At 72.8% G+C, this 16,423-nt stretch carries 15 protein-coding genes; 1 reads left to right on the forward strand and 14 read right to left on the reverse strand.

Going from position 1 to position 16,423, the window contains the following annotated elements; translation table 11 throughout:
• Window positions 1-147: 147 nt before the first annotated feature.
• Window positions 148-1,143, reverse strand: a complete 996-nt coding sequence (locus tag OG867_RS13480) for an oxidoreductase (protein ID WP_406285347.1) — start codon at window positions 1,141-1,143, stop codon at window positions 148-150.
• A 54-nt stretch (window positions 1,144-1,197) separates the two neighbouring features.
• On the opposite strand from OG867_RS13480, the gene OG867_RS13485 reads away from it, so the two are divergent.
• Window positions 1,198-1,617: a MerR family transcriptional regulator gene (locus OG867_RS13485; RefSeq protein WP_406285349.1), complete on the forward strand. Its 420-nt coding sequence runs from the start codon at window positions 1,198-1,200 to the stop codon at window positions 1,615-1,617.
• A 45-nt stretch (window positions 1,618-1,662) separates the two neighbouring features.
• On the opposite strand, the gene OG867_RS13490 is transcribed toward OG867_RS13485, so the two are convergent.
• The 13 genes from OG867_RS13490 to OG867_RS13550 all read right to left on the reverse strand — a co-directional run bounded on the left by OG867_RS13490 (window position 1,663) and on the right by OG867_RS13550 (window position 16,300).
• Window positions 1,663-2,388, reverse strand: a complete 726-nt coding sequence (locus OG867_RS13490; protein ID WP_406285351.1) for a dienelactone hydrolase family protein — start codon at window positions 2,386-2,388, stop codon at window positions 1,663-1,665.
• A 128-nt stretch (window positions 2,389-2,516) separates the two neighbouring features.
• On the reverse strand, window positions 2,517-3,098 hold the full coding sequence (locus OG867_RS13495) for a Uma2 family endonuclease (protein WP_328901558.1): 582 nt from the start codon (window positions 3,096-3,098) through the stop codon (window positions 2,517-2,519).
• Between the two features lie 55 nt (window positions 3,099-3,153).
• A complete protein-coding gene (gene lspA / locus OG867_RS13500) occupies window positions 3,154-3,693 on the reverse strand; it encodes a signal peptidase II (protein WP_328901557.1) in 540 nt (179 codons plus the stop codon).
• A gap of 155 nt (window positions 3,694-3,848) precedes the next feature.
• The gene (locus OG867_RS13505; protein ID WP_328904408.1) at window positions 3,849-4,421 is read right to left on the reverse strand and encodes a GNAT family N-acetyltransferase; all 573 of its coding nucleotides are present in this window, start codon (window positions 4,419-4,421) and stop codon (window positions 3,849-3,851) included.
• Window positions 4,422-4,540: 119 nt separating this feature from the next.
• Complete coding sequence (locus OG867_RS13510) at window positions 4,541-6,127, reverse strand: 4-coumarate--CoA ligase family protein (RefSeq protein WP_406285353.1); 1,587 nt, start codon at window positions 6,125-6,127, stop codon at window positions 4,541-4,543.
• A 68-nt stretch (window positions 6,128-6,195) separates the two neighbouring features.
• Window positions 6,196-7,392 (reverse strand): acyl-CoA dehydrogenase family protein, encoded by a 1,197-nt coding sequence (locus OG867_RS13515; RefSeq protein ID WP_406285355.1) that lies wholly within the window; start codon window positions 7,390-7,392, stop codon window positions 6,196-6,198.
• On the reverse strand, window positions 7,389-9,356 hold the full coding sequence (locus OG867_RS13520) for an acetyl/propionyl/methylcrotonyl-CoA carboxylase subunit alpha (RefSeq protein ID WP_406285357.1): 1,968 nt from the start codon (window positions 9,354-9,356) through the stop codon (window positions 7,389-7,391). Before OG867_RS13520 ends, OG867_RS13515 begins: the two co-directional genes overlap by 4 nt.
• 11 nt (window positions 9,357-9,367) lie before the next feature.
• Entirely contained in the window at window positions 9,368-10,966 is a 1,599-nt protein-coding gene (locus tag OG867_RS13525) for an acyl-CoA carboxylase subunit beta (RefSeq protein WP_406285360.1), read from the reverse strand.
• Window positions 10,963-12,672: an acyclic terpene utilization AtuA family protein gene (locus tag OG867_RS13530; RefSeq protein ID WP_406285362.1), complete on the reverse strand. Its 1,710-nt coding sequence runs from the start codon at window positions 12,670-12,672 to the stop codon at window positions 10,963-10,965. Before OG867_RS13530 ends, OG867_RS13525 begins: the two co-directional genes overlap by 4 nt.
• Window positions 12,669-13,463: a TIGR03084 family metal-binding protein gene (locus OG867_RS13535; protein ID WP_406285365.1), complete on the reverse strand. Its 795-nt coding sequence runs from the start codon at window positions 13,461-13,463 to the stop codon at window positions 12,669-12,671. The genes OG867_RS13530 and OG867_RS13535 overlap by 4 nt, the downstream gene beginning before the upstream one ends.
• Window positions 13,464-13,658: 195 nt before the next feature.
• Entirely contained in the window at window positions 13,659-14,609 is a 951-nt protein-coding gene (locus OG867_RS13540) for a CU044_5270 family protein (RefSeq protein WP_406285368.1), read from the reverse strand.
• On the reverse strand, window positions 14,606-15,217 hold the full coding sequence (locus OG867_RS13545; protein ID WP_406285371.1) for an RNA polymerase sigma factor: 612 nt from the start codon (window positions 15,215-15,217) through the stop codon (window positions 14,606-14,608). Before OG867_RS13545 ends, OG867_RS13540 begins: the two co-directional genes overlap by 4 nt.
• Before the next feature lie 117 nt (window positions 15,218-15,334).
• Window positions 15,335-16,300 (reverse strand): EamA family transporter, encoded by a 966-nt coding sequence (locus tag OG867_RS13550; protein ID WP_406285373.1) that lies wholly within the window; start codon window positions 16,298-16,300, stop codon window positions 15,335-15,337.
• Window positions 16,301-16,423 lie beyond the last annotated feature (123 nt).

Here is a 16,423-nt window from a genome sequence, read left to right on the forward strand (position 1 = left end):
CACGACGCCGGTCTCCGGTACAGCCCCACCGGCGACTTCTTCTGCGAAGGTCCAGTTCTTCGTCGTGGGCCCGGATCATTTCGACGCCCATGACGGAGCACCGGGACGCCGAGGGCGGCCCGGCACCGCTGGTGGACCGCGCACCCCTCACGACCTCCGCGCTGCCCGTCGCCCCGCACCACCCCCGACCGGCCCCGCCCCCGTAGCCGCGACGGACCACTCCCACAGGCGGGCCGCCGCGTCGGCGTCGACGGCGTAGGCGCGGACGCCCGCCTCGTCCTCGGGCCCGGTGACGGAGGCGATCTCGCAGTCCTCCAGGTACACGCCGCCCCGGTCCGCCAACAGCGGTGACGTGGCTGCCCACAGGCCGGTGGCGGCGCCCTGGGAGGCAGTCTTGAAGTCCTCGCCGACGACGTTGCCGTGCTCGTCCACCCAGCCGTTGTCCAGCTGCTCCTGGAGCGTCATCTCCCGCTGCAGCGCGGTGATGATCTTGCCCGGGTGGAGCGAGAAGGCCCGGACGCCGTCCTCGCGGCCGAGGGCGTCGAGGTGGACGGCGAAGAGCGCGTTGGCGGTCTTGGCCTGGCCGTACGCGTGCCACTTGTCGTACCCGGTACGGAAATGGGGGTCGTGCCAGCGGATGTCGGTGATGCCGTGGCCACCGGAGCTGTAGACCACGACCCGCGCTCCGTCGGCGGCGGCCAGGAGCGGGTACAGCTCGCAGGCGAACGCGAAGTGCCCGAAGTGGTTGGCCGCCAACTGGCTCTCCCACCCGGGCCCGACACGCCGCTCCGGGGTGGCCATGACTCCGGCGGTGGCGAAGAGCAGGTCGAGCGCGGTCAGCGTCTCGCGGATCTGAGCGGCCGCCGCCCGTACGGTTCCGAGGTCGGACAGGTCCATGGCGACGACCTCGACGTCACCGCCCACCCCGGCGAGCGCGGCACGGGCGACGTCGGGCCGCCGCGCCGGAACGACCACCCGCGCCCCGGCGGCGGCGAGCGCCCGGGTGGTTTCGAGCCCGAGCCCGGAGTAGCCGCCGGTCACGACGGCGTTCCGGCCGGAGAGGTCGACGCCCGCGATGACGTCCTGGGCGGTGCTGGCGGCGGAGAAGGGGGAGCCGAGCGGCTGCTGTCCAAAGCTGTTCATACGCCGAAGCTACGATCTAGACCGCGCTCTAGATCAAGTCCTACGCTGCGCCGCATGGCAGCAACCACCGACACCCTGGGCATCGGCGAGGTCTCCGCCCGCACCGGCCTCGGCGTCCACGCCCTCCGCTTCTACGAACGCGAGGGCCTGCTCGTGGGCCCGGTGCACCGCACGTCCGGCGGCCGGCGCCGTTACAGCACGCTCGACGTCGACTGGCTGCTGATCTGCGTGAAGCTGCGGGAATCCGGAATGCCCCTGTCCGAACTGAAACGGTTCGCCGACCTCGTACGCCAGGGCCCGGGCAACGAGACGGAACGCCTCCACCTCCTGGACACCCACCGCCAACGCGTCGACGCCCGGATCGCGGCCCTGGAGGAGTGCCGCTCGGTCATCACCTGGAAGGTCGGCGTCTACGCGGACCACCTGGCCCGAGGCGAGGCGGACGGCCTCTGGGACCCGACGGGCGAAGCGTGATCGCGCCCGGGAGCACACCGGCACGGCTCCGGGCCCAGGGCCGGATCACTCCGCCACGGGCAGGCACTCGGCCAGCAGGTCGAGGACGTCGCGCCAGGCGCGCTCCGCGTGCCGTGGGTGGTGTCCGACACCGGGGAGGGCGGTGTGGCCGACCGGGGGGTGGTGGAAGGCGTGCAGGGCGCCGCCGTAGACCACGAAGCGCCAGTCGACGCCCGACGACCGCATCTCGGCCGTGAACGCGTCCCGCTGCGCGGGCCCCATGATCGGGTCCTCCGACCCGACCCCGGCCCACACCGGGCAGCGGATGCGCGCGGTCTCGCCCGGGCGGCCGGTGCTCAGTCCGTTGACGGTCCCGATCGCACGCAGGTCGACGCCGTCGCGCCCGAGTTCCAGCGCGATGATGCCGCCGGTGCCGTAGCCGATGGCGGCGATCCGGTCGGGATCGGTCCTCGGTTCCGCGCGCAGCACGTCGAGCGCCGCGTGGCCGATGCCCCGCATCCGGTCGGGGTCGTCGAGCAGCGGCAGACAACGGGCCAGCATCTCCCCGGGTTCGCCCAGGTACCGCCCACCGTGGAGGTCGAAGGCCAGGGCTGCGTAACCCCGTTCGGCCAGGGCCTCCGCCCGGCGCCGCTCGACGTCGCTGAGCCCCATGCCCTCCGGCCCGAGCAGCACCGCGGGCCGGCGGCCGGCACCGGCCGGGAGCGCGAGGTGCCCGACCATCGTCAGACCGTCGGCCGGGTACTCGACCGTGCGCGTGGTGATCGTCGTCATGGGACGGACCGTAGTGCGCGCCGAGCACGGCCGTGCCGGGGTTCACCACCGGCGGAACGACGCGGGTGTCCCGCTGCCGGCGCCGGAAGCCGCCCAGGGCCCCACCCTCGCCGTGCCGCCGTGCCGACTCAGCCGCGACGGGGTGGGGTGAGCTTCTCCAGGTCCAGGATGATCTCGAAGGGCACCGGCCGGGTGAGCGAACCCCTGAAGATGCCCGCAGGTACGTAGGTGGCGGTCGGCTCGTCCAGCTCGTAGACGTGGACGACGGGTGCTCCGTCCTCGTCCTCGACGCGCCAGTAGTGCGGGATGCCGGCCTCCGCGTACTTCCGCAACTTCACCGTGCGGTCCCGGTGCGCGGACTCGGGGGAGACCACCTCTACCGCGAGTCGCACTTCATCCGGTGCGAACCAGGTGCGGTCACCATCGAAGTCCGCCGTCGTCACCAGCAGATCCGGCTCGGGCCGATTGCGCTGATCGAGTCTGACGGTCATCTCCCGCCCGACCCTCACATTGGCCGGTGCCTGCTCCATGAGGGCCACGGTGAGCATCGTGACGAGATGGCCGTGCCACCACCGCTGCGGGGACATCATGAAGACGAGGGCTCCATCGATCAGCTCGGTGTGGCGCGGCGCTTCCGGGAGGCGGTCCAGATCCTCCGCGTACCAGCCTTCCGCGCGGGGCGGGCGCATCCAGTCGGGCAGTGCGGTCATGGCTCAACCGTAGCGACTCGGCCATTCCCGGGCCACGAGGCCGACCATGTCCGCGCTACGGCCGCACCCCGGGCGCCCCCGCGTCGGCGGAGGCGCCGGCCATCGTCGGCGCCCCCCGGAACGACAGCACCACAGCCAACCCGCAGCCGCAGGTGATCGCCCAGTCGGCCAGGTTCATCACGCTGAAGTCCCGGACGGCGATGAAGTCGACCACCGCGCCCTGGAGGTCGCCGGGGGCGCGGAAGACGCGGTCGGTGAGGTTGCCGAGTGCGCCGCCGAGGAGCAGGCCCAGGGCGACGGCCCACGGGGCGCTCGCCAGGCGGCGCGAGTAGCGGACCACGACGACGACCACGGCCGCGGCGACCAGCGTGAAGACGATCGTCGTCGCCGCGCCCATGCCGAACGCGGCGCCGGGATTGCGCTGGACCCGCAGCACCAGCCAGTCCCCGAGCACCGACACGGTCGTACGGCCTTCCAGCTTCGCGACCACCGCCAGCTTGGTGCCGAGGTCGACGGCGTACGCGAGGGCCGCGACCGCCCACAGCAGGCAGGCGCGCCTGCGCGCACCCGTGTCGCTCGTCGTCACGTCCGGCATGCTCGCCCTCCTGGCCCTCGTCGCACCACGGACGGCACGCTCCCCGCAGGGAACGTATCCCGGCGGCAGAACCGGGTCCACCCGCACTGTTCCTCGTCGCGGGACCGGGCCACCCGTCGTGGGGGCCGATGACGACTCCGCCCGGTGAAGGGTGCCTACGTCGGCGTCGCCCGGCTCGCGAGCGACGGCGCGACGCGCTCGTCGCTCCAGTCCGGAACCGTCGTGGTGCCCGAGACCCAGTCGCGGCGCAGGATCGCGTACCCCACGGCATCGTGGACCGTTCCGTCGGCGGCCGGCCACGCGTCGCGGTAGTGCGCCTCCTTCACGTAACCGCACTTCTGGAACGTACGGCGCATCACCGCGTTGTCCTGCCGCGTGTTGCCCTCGATCCGCCGGACCTGGGGGAACTCGGTGAACGCGTACCGCGTGAGCCAGGCCACGGCCTGGCCGCCGAGGCCGCGACCCCGGTGCTCGGAGCGGATGCGCAGGTCGAAGAGCGGAGCGTTGTCGCACAGGTCCATCAGGCGTACGAAGCCGACGCGTTCGCCGGACCGCGTGATCCAGAACGAGCGGTTGTCGTCGCCCCCGAAGCGGCCCTCGTCGACCCACCGCCGGGCCTCGTCCGGCTCGACGACGTCGCGACCGTGGAACGGCCAGGTGCTGCCCGAGAGGAAGGCGGCCAACTCGTCCGCGTGGGAGGGCTCGAAGAGTCCGTACGTGATCTCCATATCCACGGGCGCACTCTAACGACGCCGCCCACGGCCCGAAACCGGTTTTCACGCGGGTGCGGTGAGAAGCCTGCCGAACGGGAACGGATGCGGAAGTGCGGCGGCGAACGCCGGGCCGTCTACCGCTTCAGCTCCCGCCCCCGCAGCTCCCGGCGCAGGATCTTCCCCGACGCCGCCCGGGGCACCGTCTCGATGAACTCGACCTCCCGCACCTTCTTGTACGGGGCCACCCGCTCCGCCACCCAGGCCATCAGCCCCTCCGCCGCGACCGCCGCGTCCGGGCCCCGGACCACGTATGCCTTCGGGATCTCGTTGCCGTCGGGGTCCTGGACGCCGATGACCGCCGCGTCCGCCACCCCCTCGTGGCCGAGCAGCAGCGCTTCCAGCTCCGCGGGGGCGACCTGGTAGCCCTTGTACTTGATGAGCTCCTTCACGCGGTCGACCACGAAGAGCCAGCCCGCCTCGTCCACCCGGCCGACGTCGCCGGTGTGCACCCAGCCGTCGGGGTCGATCATCGCGGCGGTGGCGTCGGGGCGGCCGAGGTACCCCTTCATGACCTGGGGGCCCCGGATCAGGATCTCGCCGGGCTCCCCGGCCGGGGCGTCGGCGGACGGGTCGTCCAGGGACACGATCCGCATCTCCGTGCTCGGGAGCAGCGTGCCGACCGCCCCCGGCGGCGGGTTCTCGGCGGCGAGCGGGACGACGTGCGTGCCCGGGGACAGCTCCGTCATCCCGTACGCCTGGCGGACGGGCGGCAGCCCCAGGCGGCGGGAGCACGCAGCGGCCAGCTCCGCGTCGAGCGGGGCGGCGGCGCTGACGATGTACTCCAGCGAGGACAGGTCGTAGCGGTCGACCACCGGGTGCTTCGCGAGGGCCAGCACGATCGGCGGAGCCACGTACAGGCCGTTGATGCGGTGCGTCTCGATCGCCGCCAGGAACTGCGCGAGGTCGAAGCGCGGGAGGACGACGACCGTGGCGCCCAGCCGCAGGGGGGCGTTCATCAGAGCCGTCAGCCCGTAGATGTGGAAGAACGGGAGGACCGCCAGGATCCGGTGCCCCTCCCCCAACGGCACGAACGGGCCCAGCTGTTCCAGGTTCGTCGCCATCGACCGGTGCGTCAGCATGACGCCCTTCGGCGCGCCCGTCGTGCCCGAGGAGTACGGGAGGGCCGCGACGTCCTCCGCCGGGTCCACGGTCACCATCGGTTCCGGGGCGGTCGTGGTGAGCATGTCCAGGAGCGAGGTGTGGCCCTCCGCGTGGTCGCAGACGAACACCTCCTCGATGCCGCCCACGAGTTCGGCCGCCCGGCGCGCGACCGCGAGCAGCGGGGACACCGTGACGATCCAGCGTGCGGCGGAGTCGCGGAGCTGCTTCGCGAACTCCTCCGCCGTGGCCAGCGGGTGCACCGTCGTGACCGTGGCGCCCGCCCGCGTCGCGGCGTGGAAGACGGCCGGGTACGCGATGGTGTTCGGGCTGTGCAGGGCGAGCACATCGCCCTTGACCAGGCCGGAGGCGGCGAGACCGGCGGCGATCTTGCGGTGGAAGGCGTCGAGCTGCGCGTAGGTGAGGCGGCTGCTCTCGTTGGTGCCGTCGATCAGGGCGACGGTCTCGCCGAACCGTTCGGTGGCGTGCCCGAGCACCGCGTCGTGGATGGCGGCGTCGAGCGGCTGGACGTCGGGGTAATCGCTGCGGAACACGTGCGCCATGGTGGGTCGGTCCCTTCGATGCGGTGGGGCGGCGGCCTCTCGCGTGCGTATGGGCAACTGTGCGCCGCTCAGTACGACTTGGGGAGTCCCAGGGTCTGGTGGGATACGTAGTTCAGGATCATTTCCCGGCTGACCGGGGCGATCCGCGCCACCCGCGCCCCCGTGATCAGCGAGGCGAGACCGTACTCGCGGGTCAGCCCGTTGCCGCCCAGCGTGTGCACCGCCTGGTCCACCGCCCTCACGCACGCCTCGCCCGCCGCGTACTTCGCCATGTTCGCCGCCTCGCCCGCGCCGAGGTCGTCGCCCGCGTCGTACAGCCGGGCGGCCTTCTGCATCATCAGGCGGGCCAGTTCGAGTTCGATGTGGGCCTGGGCCAGCGGGTGGGCGATGGCCTGGTGGGCGCCGATGGGCTCCTTCCAGACCTGGCGGGTCTTCGCGTACTCGACCGCCCGGCCGAGCGCGTAACGCCCCATGCCGATACCGAAGGCCGCGGTCATGATGCGCTCCGGGTTGAGCCCGGCGAACAGCTGGAGCAGCCCCGTGTCCTCTCCCCCGTTCTCGGCTCCGCTCGAACGGGAGGGGCCCCCTCCCACCAGCGCCTCGGCGGGCAGCCGCACGTCGTCCAGGACCAGTTCGAACTGCTTCTCCGGGGCGTGGACCTCCATGTCGATCAGGTTGCGCCGGAAGCCGGGCGTCTCGCGCGGGACGATGAACAGGCACGCCTTGAGCTTGCCGGTCCGCGCGTCCTCCGTGCGGCCGACGATCAGCGTGGCGTCCGCGATGTCGACGCCGGACACGAACACCTTGCGGCCGGTGAGCAGCCAGTCCCCGCCGTCCCGGCGCGCCGTGGTCGTGATGCGGTGCGCGTTGGAACCGGCGTCCGGCTCGGTGATGCCGAACGCCATGGTGAGGGAGCCGTCCGCGAGCCCGGGGAGCCACTGCCGCTTCTGCTCCTCCGTGCCGAAGCGGGATATCACCGTGCCGCAGATCGCGGGCGACACGATCATCATCAGGAGCGGCGAGCCGGAGGCGCCCAACTCCTCCAGGACGATGGACAGTTCCGCCATGCCCGCGCCCCCGCCGCCGTACTCCTCGGGGAGGTTCACGCCGAGGAAGCCCGCCTTCGCGGCCTCGGACCACAGCTCGCGGGGGTGGCCGCCCTCGCTGACGAGGGACTGCATGTACGCGCGCCCGTACCGCTTCCCGAGGGCGGCGACGGCGGCGCGCAGGGCCTGGTGCTCTTCGGTTTCGAGGACGGTGCTCATGCGGGCTGCTCCTCAGAAGGGTCGGTGACTACGGCGAGCAGGGCGCCGACCTCCACCTGGAGGCCGGGCGCGGCGTGCAGGGCGGTGAGCGTGCCGGAGGCGGGGGCGAGGATGCGGTGCTCCATCTTCATCGCCTCCAGCCAGATCAGCGGCTGCCCGGCCACCACGGCGGCCCCCTCCGCGAGGCCGTCCGCGAGGCGGACCACCGTGCCGGGCATGGGGGCGAGCAGCGAGCCGGGCTCGGTGCGGTCGGCGGGGTCGGTGAAGCGGGGCAGGGCGGTGAAGGTGTACGCGCCGGAGGCGGTGTCCACGTAGACCTTGCCGTCGGCCGGGAAGACGTCGAAGTGCCGGGTGACACCGCCGTGTTCGAGGGCGGCCCGGACGCGGCCCGCCGACACCACGCGGACGCCCTCGGTGCCGATGCCGCCGACGGTCAGGCCGCCGTCGCGGGTGGGCCGGTAGGTGACCTCGTGGTCGACCCCGTCCGGTTCGCTGCGGTAGCGCCGGAGCTGGGGCTGCGAGGGGAGGTTGCGCCAGGCGCCGAAGCGGACGAAGCCGCCCCTGGTGGTGGAGGTGGCGTTACGGGCCGCCTCGACCACGGCGGCGGCGGTGGCCGCGAGCCGGGCGGACGTCTCGTCCGGGGCACGGGTCAGCTCCGACAGGTGCCGGTCGTAGAACCCGGTGTCCAGCCGCCCGCCCACGAAGTCCGGGTGCCGCAACGACCGTACGAGCAGGTCCCGGTTGGTCACCGGCCCGTGGATGCGCGCCCGCTCCAGGGCGCGGGCGAGCAGCCGCACCGCCTCGGCCCGGGTCGGCGCCCGGGCGATCACCTTCGCGATCATCGGGTCGTAGTGCACGCCGATCGTGTCGCCGCCCTTGTAGCCGGTGTCCAGGCGCAGTCCGGGCTCCTCCGGCACATGGAGCGAGAGCAGTGCTCCGGTGTGCGGCTGCCAGTCCCGCGCCGGGTCCTCCGCGTACAGCCGGGCCTCCACGGCGTGCCCGGACGGCGACGGGGGCTCGGCGGACGGCAGCGGCTCGCCCTCCGCGATCCGGAGCTGGAGCGCGACGAGGTCCAGCCCGAACACCTCCTCGGTCACCGGGTGCTCCACCTGAAGCCGCGTGTTCATCTCCAGGAAGTACGGCCGCCCGCCCGGAGCGACCAGGAATTCCACGGTCCCGGCCCCCCGGTACCCCACGGCCCGGGCGGCGGCCACCGCCGCCTCGTGCAGCCGCCCCCGCAGCTCGTCCGGCAGGCCCGGCGCGGGCGCCTCCTCGATGACCTTCTGGTGCCGCCGCTGGAGCGAGCAGTCCCGGGTCCCCAGCGCCCACACCCCGCCGTGCTCGTCCGCCATCACCTGGACCTCGACGTGCCGGCCGCGCTCCACGTACGGCTCGGCGAACACCTCGCCGTCCCCGAACGCGGACAGCGCCTCGGCCCCGGCGGCCGTCAACTCGCCCGGCAGATCCACGAGTTCCTGGACGATCCGCATCCCCCGCCCCCCGCCGCCGGCCGCCGCCTTCAGCAGCAGCGGCAGGTCCTCGGCGGTCGCGGCGGCCGGGTCCGCCGCCGCGAGGAGCGGCACCCCGGCGGCGGCCATCAGCTCCTTGGCGCGGGTCTTCGACGCCATCAGCTCGATCGCCTTCACGGGCGGCCCGATCCACCGCAGCCCGGCATCCCGCACGGCGGCGGCGAACCCGGCGTTCTCGGAGAGGAACCCGTACCCGGGGTGCACGGCGTCCGCCCCGGCCGCGAGCGCGGCGGCCACGACGAGATCGCCGCGCAGATACGTATCGGCGGGGGCCGCGCCCGGCAGCCGCACGGCGGTGTCGGCCTCCCGGACGTGCAGCGCGCCCGCGTCCGCGTCGGAGTACACGGCGACGGTGGCGATGCCGAGGGCCCGGCAGGTGCGGAAGATCCGGCAGGCGATCTCGCCCCGGTTCGCGACGAGCAGACTCTTGATCACGTGGAGCTCCCTCACATCCGGAAGATTCCGAAGCCGCCCCGGGCGCCCTCGACCGGTGCGGTGTGGATGGCGGACAGGCACAGGCCGAGGACGGTCCGGGTGTCGCGCGGGTCGATGACCCCGTCGTCGTACAGCCGCCCGGACAGGAACATCGGCAGGGACTCGGACTCGATCTGCTGCTCGACCATCGCGCGCAGGGCGGCGTCCGCCTCGTCGTCGTACGGGCGCCCCTTCGCGGCGGCCGAGGCGCGCGCGACGATGGAGAGGACCCCGGCCAGCTGCTGCGGGCCCATGACGGCGGACTTGCTGCCGGGCCAGGCGAAGAGGAAGCGCGGGTCGTACGCCCTGCCGCACATGCCGTAGTGACCGGCGCCGTAGGAGGAGCCCATCAGGACCGACAGGTGCGGGACCCTGGAGTTCGAGACGGCGTTGATCATCATCGCGCCGTGCTTGATGATGCCGCCCTGCTCGTACTCCTTGCCGACCATGTAGCCGGTGGTGTTGTGCAGGAAGAGCAGCGGGATGTCGCGCTGGTTGGCGAGCTGGATGAACTGCGCGGCCTTCTGCGACTCCTCGCTGAACAGCACGCCCTGCGCGTTGGCGAGGATGCCGACCGGGTAGCCGTGCAGCCGCGCCCATCCGGTCACCAGGCTCGTCCCGTACAGCGGTTTGAACGCGTCGAAGTCCGAGCCGTCGACCAGCCGGGCGATCACCTCGCGCGGGTCGAACGGCACCTTGAGGTCCCCGGGCACGATGCCGATGAGCTCGTCCTCGTCGTACTTGGGCGGCTCGGCGGGGCCCGGATCGGTGTGCGCCTTGCGCCAGTTGAGGCGGGCGACGATCCGGCGGGCCTGGCGCAGCGCGTCGGGCTCGTCCACGGCGAAGTGGTCCGCGAGCCCGGACGTACGGGCGTGCATCGCGGCCCCGCCCAGCGATTCGTCGTCGCTCTCCTCGCCGGTCGCCATTTTCACGAGGGGCGGTCCGCCCAGGAAGACCTTCGAGCGTTCCCGGATCATCACGGTGTGGTCGGACATGCCGGGGACGTACGCGCCTCCGGCGGTCGAGTTGCCGAAGACCACGGCCACGGTGGGGATTCCGGCGGCGGAGAGCCGTGTGAGGTCGCGGAAGAGCGCGCCGCCGGGGATGAAGATCTCCTTCTGCGACGGCAGGTCCGCGCCCCCGGACTCGACCAGGCTGATGACCGGCAGCCGGTTCGCGAAGGCGATCTCGTTCGCCCGCAGCGCCTTCTTCAGCGTCCACGGGTTCGACGCCCCGCCACGCACGGTCGGGTCGTTTGCGGTGATCAGGCACTCCACGCCCTCCACCACCCCGATCCCGGTGACGAGCGAGGCCCCCACCGCGTACTCGCTGCCCCACGCGGCCAGCGGCGACAGCTCCAGGAACGGCGTGTCCGGGTCGAGCAGCAGCTCGATGCGCTCGCGGGCGAGCAGCTTGCCGCGCTTGCGGTGCCGTTCGACGTACTTCTCGCCGCCGCCCTCCAGCGCCTTGGCGTGCGCGGCCTCCAGCTCGGCCAGCTTGTCCAGCATGGCGGCCCGGTTGGCCGCGTAGTCGGGGCTCGCGGTGTCGAGCCCGGTGGGCAGGACGGTCATGCGGGCACCTCCAGAAGGGTCACGGGTATCTCCAGGTGGCGGGCGCGCAGCCACTCCCCCAGCGCCTTGGCCTGCGGGTCGAAGCGGTGCTGCGCGGCGACGCCTTCGCCGAGCAGCCCGTGCACGGTGAAGTTCAACGCCCTCAGGTCGGGCAGGACATGGCGTACGACGGTGAGCCCGTCGGTCTCCGGGAGGAGTTCCCGGAACCGCTCGACGGTCAGCTCGTGCGCCAGCCACCGCCACGCGTGCTCGTCCCGGACCCACACCCCGACGTTGGCGTCCCCGCCCTTGTCCCCGCTCCGGGCCCCGGCGACGCGGCCGAGGGGGGCGCGCACCACCGGCCCGGGCTCCAACGGCTGCGGCAGTGGAGGCTGTTCGACGTCGCACAGCTCCCGCGTCCGTACGGGATGCGCGAGAGACCTACGCGTCCCGTCCGGCAGTACGGCCACGTGCTCCACGCCCTCCGCCGGTACGTACCGCGCCTCGAACACCCCGTACGGCGCGCCCTTCCCGGGCGGGGCGGTGACATGGAAGCCGGGGTAGCTGCCGAGGGCCAGCTCGATCGCCGCGCCGGACAACGCCCGCCCCACGGGCTCCTGTTCGGGGTCTCGGACGACCAGTCGGAGCAGCGCGCTCGCGGTCTCCTCGGTGTCGGCGTCGGGCTGGTCCGTACGGGCCAGCTCCCAGCGGACCTCCTCGGGCACCCGTCCGGCGCGTGCGAAGGCGTCCGCGAACTGGTCCCGGACGAGCCGCGCCTTGGCCTCGATGTCGAGACCGGTGAGCACGAAGACGACCTCGTTGCGCCAGCCGCCGAGCCGGGTCAGCCCGGCCTTGAGCGTGGGCGGCGGGGCCTCCCCGCGTACGCCGGAGACCGCGACCCGGTCCGGCCCTTCCTGCGTCAGCCGTACGGTGTCGAGCCGGGCGGTGACGTCGGGGCCCGCGTACCGGGCGCCGCCGGTCTCGTAGAGGAGCTGGGCGGTGACCGTGCCGAGGTCCACGACGCCCCCGGTGCCGTCGTGCTTGGTGATGACGGAGCTGCCGTCCGCGTGGATCTCCGCGACCGGGAAGCCGGGGCGGCGGATGTCGTGGTCGCGGAAGAAGGCGTAGTTGCCGCCCGTGGCCTGCGTACCGCACTCCAGGACGTGCCCGGCGACGACGGCCCCGGCGAGCGCGTCGTGGTCCTCGGGCCCCCAGCCGAAGTGGGCGGCGGCTGGGCCGGTGACGAGGGCGGCGTCCGTCACCCGGCCGGTGACGACGACCTCGGCACCGGCCCGCAGGCAAGCCGCGATGCCTGCCCCACCAAGGTACGCGTTGGCCGTGAGAAAGCCCTCCGGTACGGCGATGTTGTCGCCTTCCACATGCGCGACCCGCACCGGCACGCCCACCTTGTCGGCCAGCTCCCGGATCGCGTCGGCGAGCCCGGCCGGGTTCAGCCCGCCCGCGTTGGCGACGATCCGCACCCCGCGCTCGCGGGCGAGCCCGAGCCCGCCCTCCAGCTGCCGCAGGAAGGTGGAGGCGTAGCCGCGCGCCGGATCCTTGAGGCGGCCGCGGCCGAGGATGAGCATCGTCAGCTCGGCGAGATAGTCCCCGGTGAGGACGTCGAGGGGGCCGCCGGTGAGCATCTCGCGCAGGGCGTCGAAGCGGTCGCCGTAGAAGCCGGAGGCGTTGCCGATGCGGAGGGTTTCCGGCGCCCCGGGCTCCGTCATCGCTCCCCCTTCGGCGTCCGCCCCGCCCCCGCGGGCCCCGCGAACGCCTGCGCGATCGACAGCCAGGCGTCGGCGTCCGCCCCTTGCGCGCGCACCGCCAGGTCGTCGCGGTGGGCGCGCTGCGTGACGAGCAGGCAGAAGTCGTGCAGCGGCCCGGTGACCCGCTGGGCCGCGTCCTCGGGGCCGTACGTGATCAGCTCACCGCCGGGCGCGGCCAGCTCCACCCGGAACTCCTCGGTGGGCGGCTGCTTCCCCCGTACGAAGAAGGCGTAGTCGCGGGCCCGGACCCCGATCCGGGCCACGTGCCGCAGCCGGGCGGTCGGGGTGCGGGTGACCCCGAGGGCGTCGGCGATGTCCTGGCCGTGCGCCCAGGTCTCCATCAGCCGCCCGGTCGCCATGGAGGCGACGCTCATCGGCGGCCCGTACCAGGGGAACCTCGCCCCGGCGGGCGCCGCGCGCAGGGCCTCCTGCAAGCGTTCACGGCCCTCGCGCCAGCGGACGAGCAGCGCGTCCGGCGGGTACGCGGCGACGATCTCCCCGGCGGCCCGGTCCACGAAGCCCTCGGGGTCCTCCATGGCCTTCGCCACCTCGTCCCCGAAGCGGCCGGGGTCGGTGACGGAGATCAGCGCGACGTCGTCGGTCCAGCTCAGGTGCGCGATCTGGTGGGCGACGCTCCACCCCTCGGCCGGGGTCTCCCCCGCCCACTGTCTCGCGCTCGCCCCGGCGACGAGCAGGTCGCACTCCAGGCTCTCGCTGCGCAGATCATCCAGCACGGCTGAGGCATCGGACACGGTGCGCTCCCCTCGGGGCGTGACGGCGTGCCCGGGAGCCTGCCAGCGCAACACAAAACAATCAAGCAAGCTTGCATGATTGTTTTCGGTGTACGGCGTTCGCGGCGGAGCCGGCCGGGAACCGAGCGTCGGTGCGCCGGCCAGGAATCACGGTCCCGCCGGCAGCGGCGGCGGGACCGTTCATTTCGAGGAACGCTACGGCTGCTGACCGAGCCCGTCGACCACCGTGCGGCGCATGACCGCGCTCACGCCCAGCAGATCACCCTTCTTCACGTGGTCGACATCTCGCACCGCGACCTCGCGCTCCCCCAGGAACACCTTCGTCTTCTTGTCGAAGATGAGCTGTGTCATGGCTCCGGCGTCCTCGCGCCCGATCCCGATCCCGTGCCGCCCGGCCGCGTCCACCGCGTCCTTGACGACGACGACTCCGGGGATCATCGCGGTGGCCCGGTAGAGCGCGGCAGCCACCTTGGGCGGCATGAGCGATTCGCGCGAGAGGTCACCGACCAGGACGAAGGTGTTCTGGTCCTCGCTCTTGCCGCCGTCGCTCGCCTGGTGGAGCCATTCGAGCATCTTGGCGGGGTCGGTCGGCAGGGTCTGGAGGTGACGGTAGTTGGTGTTGCTCGCGACACCGGGAGTGTCGCGCTCCAGCTTCGTCTCGCCCTTGCCGGGCAGGTACGGCAGCTTCTCCCGGACGAGCCCGCCGCGGGCACCGTCCACCGGCTTCCACACCTGTCGCCGGTGCACCGGGTCGAGCTTCGGCGCGGTACTGCCGTCCGCCGCCATGGAGACGTACGCCACCTTGCTGTCGACGTACACGTACTGGTCGTCGCCGATCGTCCCCGGCGCCTCCGACTTCTCGGCCGCGAGCGCGATGCTGTCGAGGAGTTGCACGACCTGCGTCGGCTCCGCTCTCGTGCCTTCCGCGTCACGGCTCGTCACCTGCACCCCGGTGAAGGTCGCCGCAGCGGCTATGACAGCGACCGCGGGCACGGCTACAGCCGGGCGCATCCACCGTGCGCGGCCCACTCGGGGCTCGGCGCCGGTCGCTGCGTCCCTACGGATCTCATGCATCAAATGCTCCTTCAGAACGTGGTGACGACCCGGAGGGAGCTCCCTCTCGGGGAGCTGTGGAACGTGGTTCATCGGGTTCCCTCCTGGATGGGCCTGGGCTTGACCGCAGCGGTGCGGTCATCTCGTATCTGTCCGCGCGCGCCGTCCGGTTCCAGGGCGAGCGCGAGTTTCGCGCGGGCCCTCGACAGCCGGGACCTGACCGTCCCCACCGGCACGCCGAGCGCCACCGCGGCCGCCGGGTAGCCGAGGCCCGCCCAGACGCACAGGGCCAGCACCTCCCGCTCCGGCGTGCGCAGGTCCTTGAGGGCCGTCCGCACGAGGGCGAGTTGCTCCGCGTCGTCGATCCGTCCCGCGACCTCGTCCGCGAAGTCCCGCACGCTCTGCTCGCGCGGCAGCCGCGCCAGGGCCGCCGAGTGGCGGCGCGCGGCCCGACGGGTGTTGCGGGTGACGTTGGTCGCGACTCCGAGCAGCCACGGCCGCAGCGATCCGCCCTCCTCCACCACCGTCCCGCGTAGCCGCCACGCCTCCAGGAAGGTCAGCGAGACGATGTCCTCGGCGAGCCCCCAGTCACCTGTCAGCCGGTAAGCGTGGTTGTAGACGGAGCGGTGGCACGCGTCGAACAGTTCCCCGAACGCCTCGTGGTCGCCGGCTCTTATGCGCGGCCTCAGTTGTGTGTCCACGCCCCTTGACTGTCCGGAGACCGAAGACCGGTTCCCGTGATCTGCGTCACGGGATCAGCTGGACGCCCGTGCGGGAGCTCGGGACGGAGGCGGTCCCATGCCCCGGACGAGGACCCGCTACCGCTTCCCGACCCCCCGCACCTGACTCCGTACCGCCCCCATGCTCGCCCCGATGACCAGCGCGATGGCGAGGGCGTCCGTCAGGGACAGGGCCTGGTGGAGGATGAGGAATCCGGCCATGGCGGCGATCGCGGGTTCCAGGCTCATCAGGATGGCGAAGGTGGGCGCGGGCAGGCGGCGCAGGGCGATGAGCTCCAGGGTGTACGGGAGCACGGAGCTGAGCACCGCGACGGCCGCGCCGAGCCCCAGCGTCGTGGGGACGAGGAGCTTGGAGCCCGCGTCCATGATGCCGAGGGGCAGCGAGAGGAGCGCGGCGACCACCATCGCCAGGGCGAGGCCGTCGGCCTGCGGGAAGCGGCGGCCGGTGCGCGCGCTGAAGACGATGTACGCCGCCCACATCACCCCGGCCCCCAGCGCGTAGGCGGCGCCCACCGGGTCGAGCCGGTCGAAGCCTCCGCCGCTGAGCAGGACGACGCCGCCGAGGGCGAGGGCCGCCCAGACGACGTTGACCAGGCGGCGCGAGGCGATCACGGACAGGGCGAGCGGGCCGAGCACTTCGAGGGTGACGGCGGCCCCGAGCGGGATGCGGTCGGCGGCCTGGTAGAACAGCGTGTTCATGCCGCCCATGGCGATGCCGAAGGCGACCACGGTGCCCCAGTCGGCCCGCGAGTGGCCGCGCAGCTTCGGCCGGCAGACGACGAGCAGGACGAGCGCGGCGGCGGCCAGCCGCAGCGTGACGACCCCGAGCGCCCCGGCCCGGGGCATCAGCAGCACCGCGATGGCGGCGCCGAACTGCACGGAGAGCCCGCCCGCGACGACCAGCGCGACCGGGGCGAGCGCGGCCCGCCGCCCACCGGACCGCTGCCCCGCGCCGAGCTCCGGCGATGCGACCGCCTCCGGCACGGCGACGGCGGCAGCGGCTACGGCTGGTTCTGCGGCGGCGTTGGTGGGCCGGTCGTTCACGCGGGGCCTGTCCTTCTGAGTCCTGAATCATGCGGTATTGCCACACCCACCAGGTTAACGGTCAGAAATTGACAAGTTGAAATCAAAAACAGAACAGGTCTCACCACAAGTTCTTCCCAAAGG

It is taken from the genome of Streptomyces sp. NBC_00209 (assembly GCF_045206345.1).
Lineage (GTDB): Bacteria > Actinomycetota > Actinomycetes > Streptomycetales > Streptomycetaceae > Streptomyces.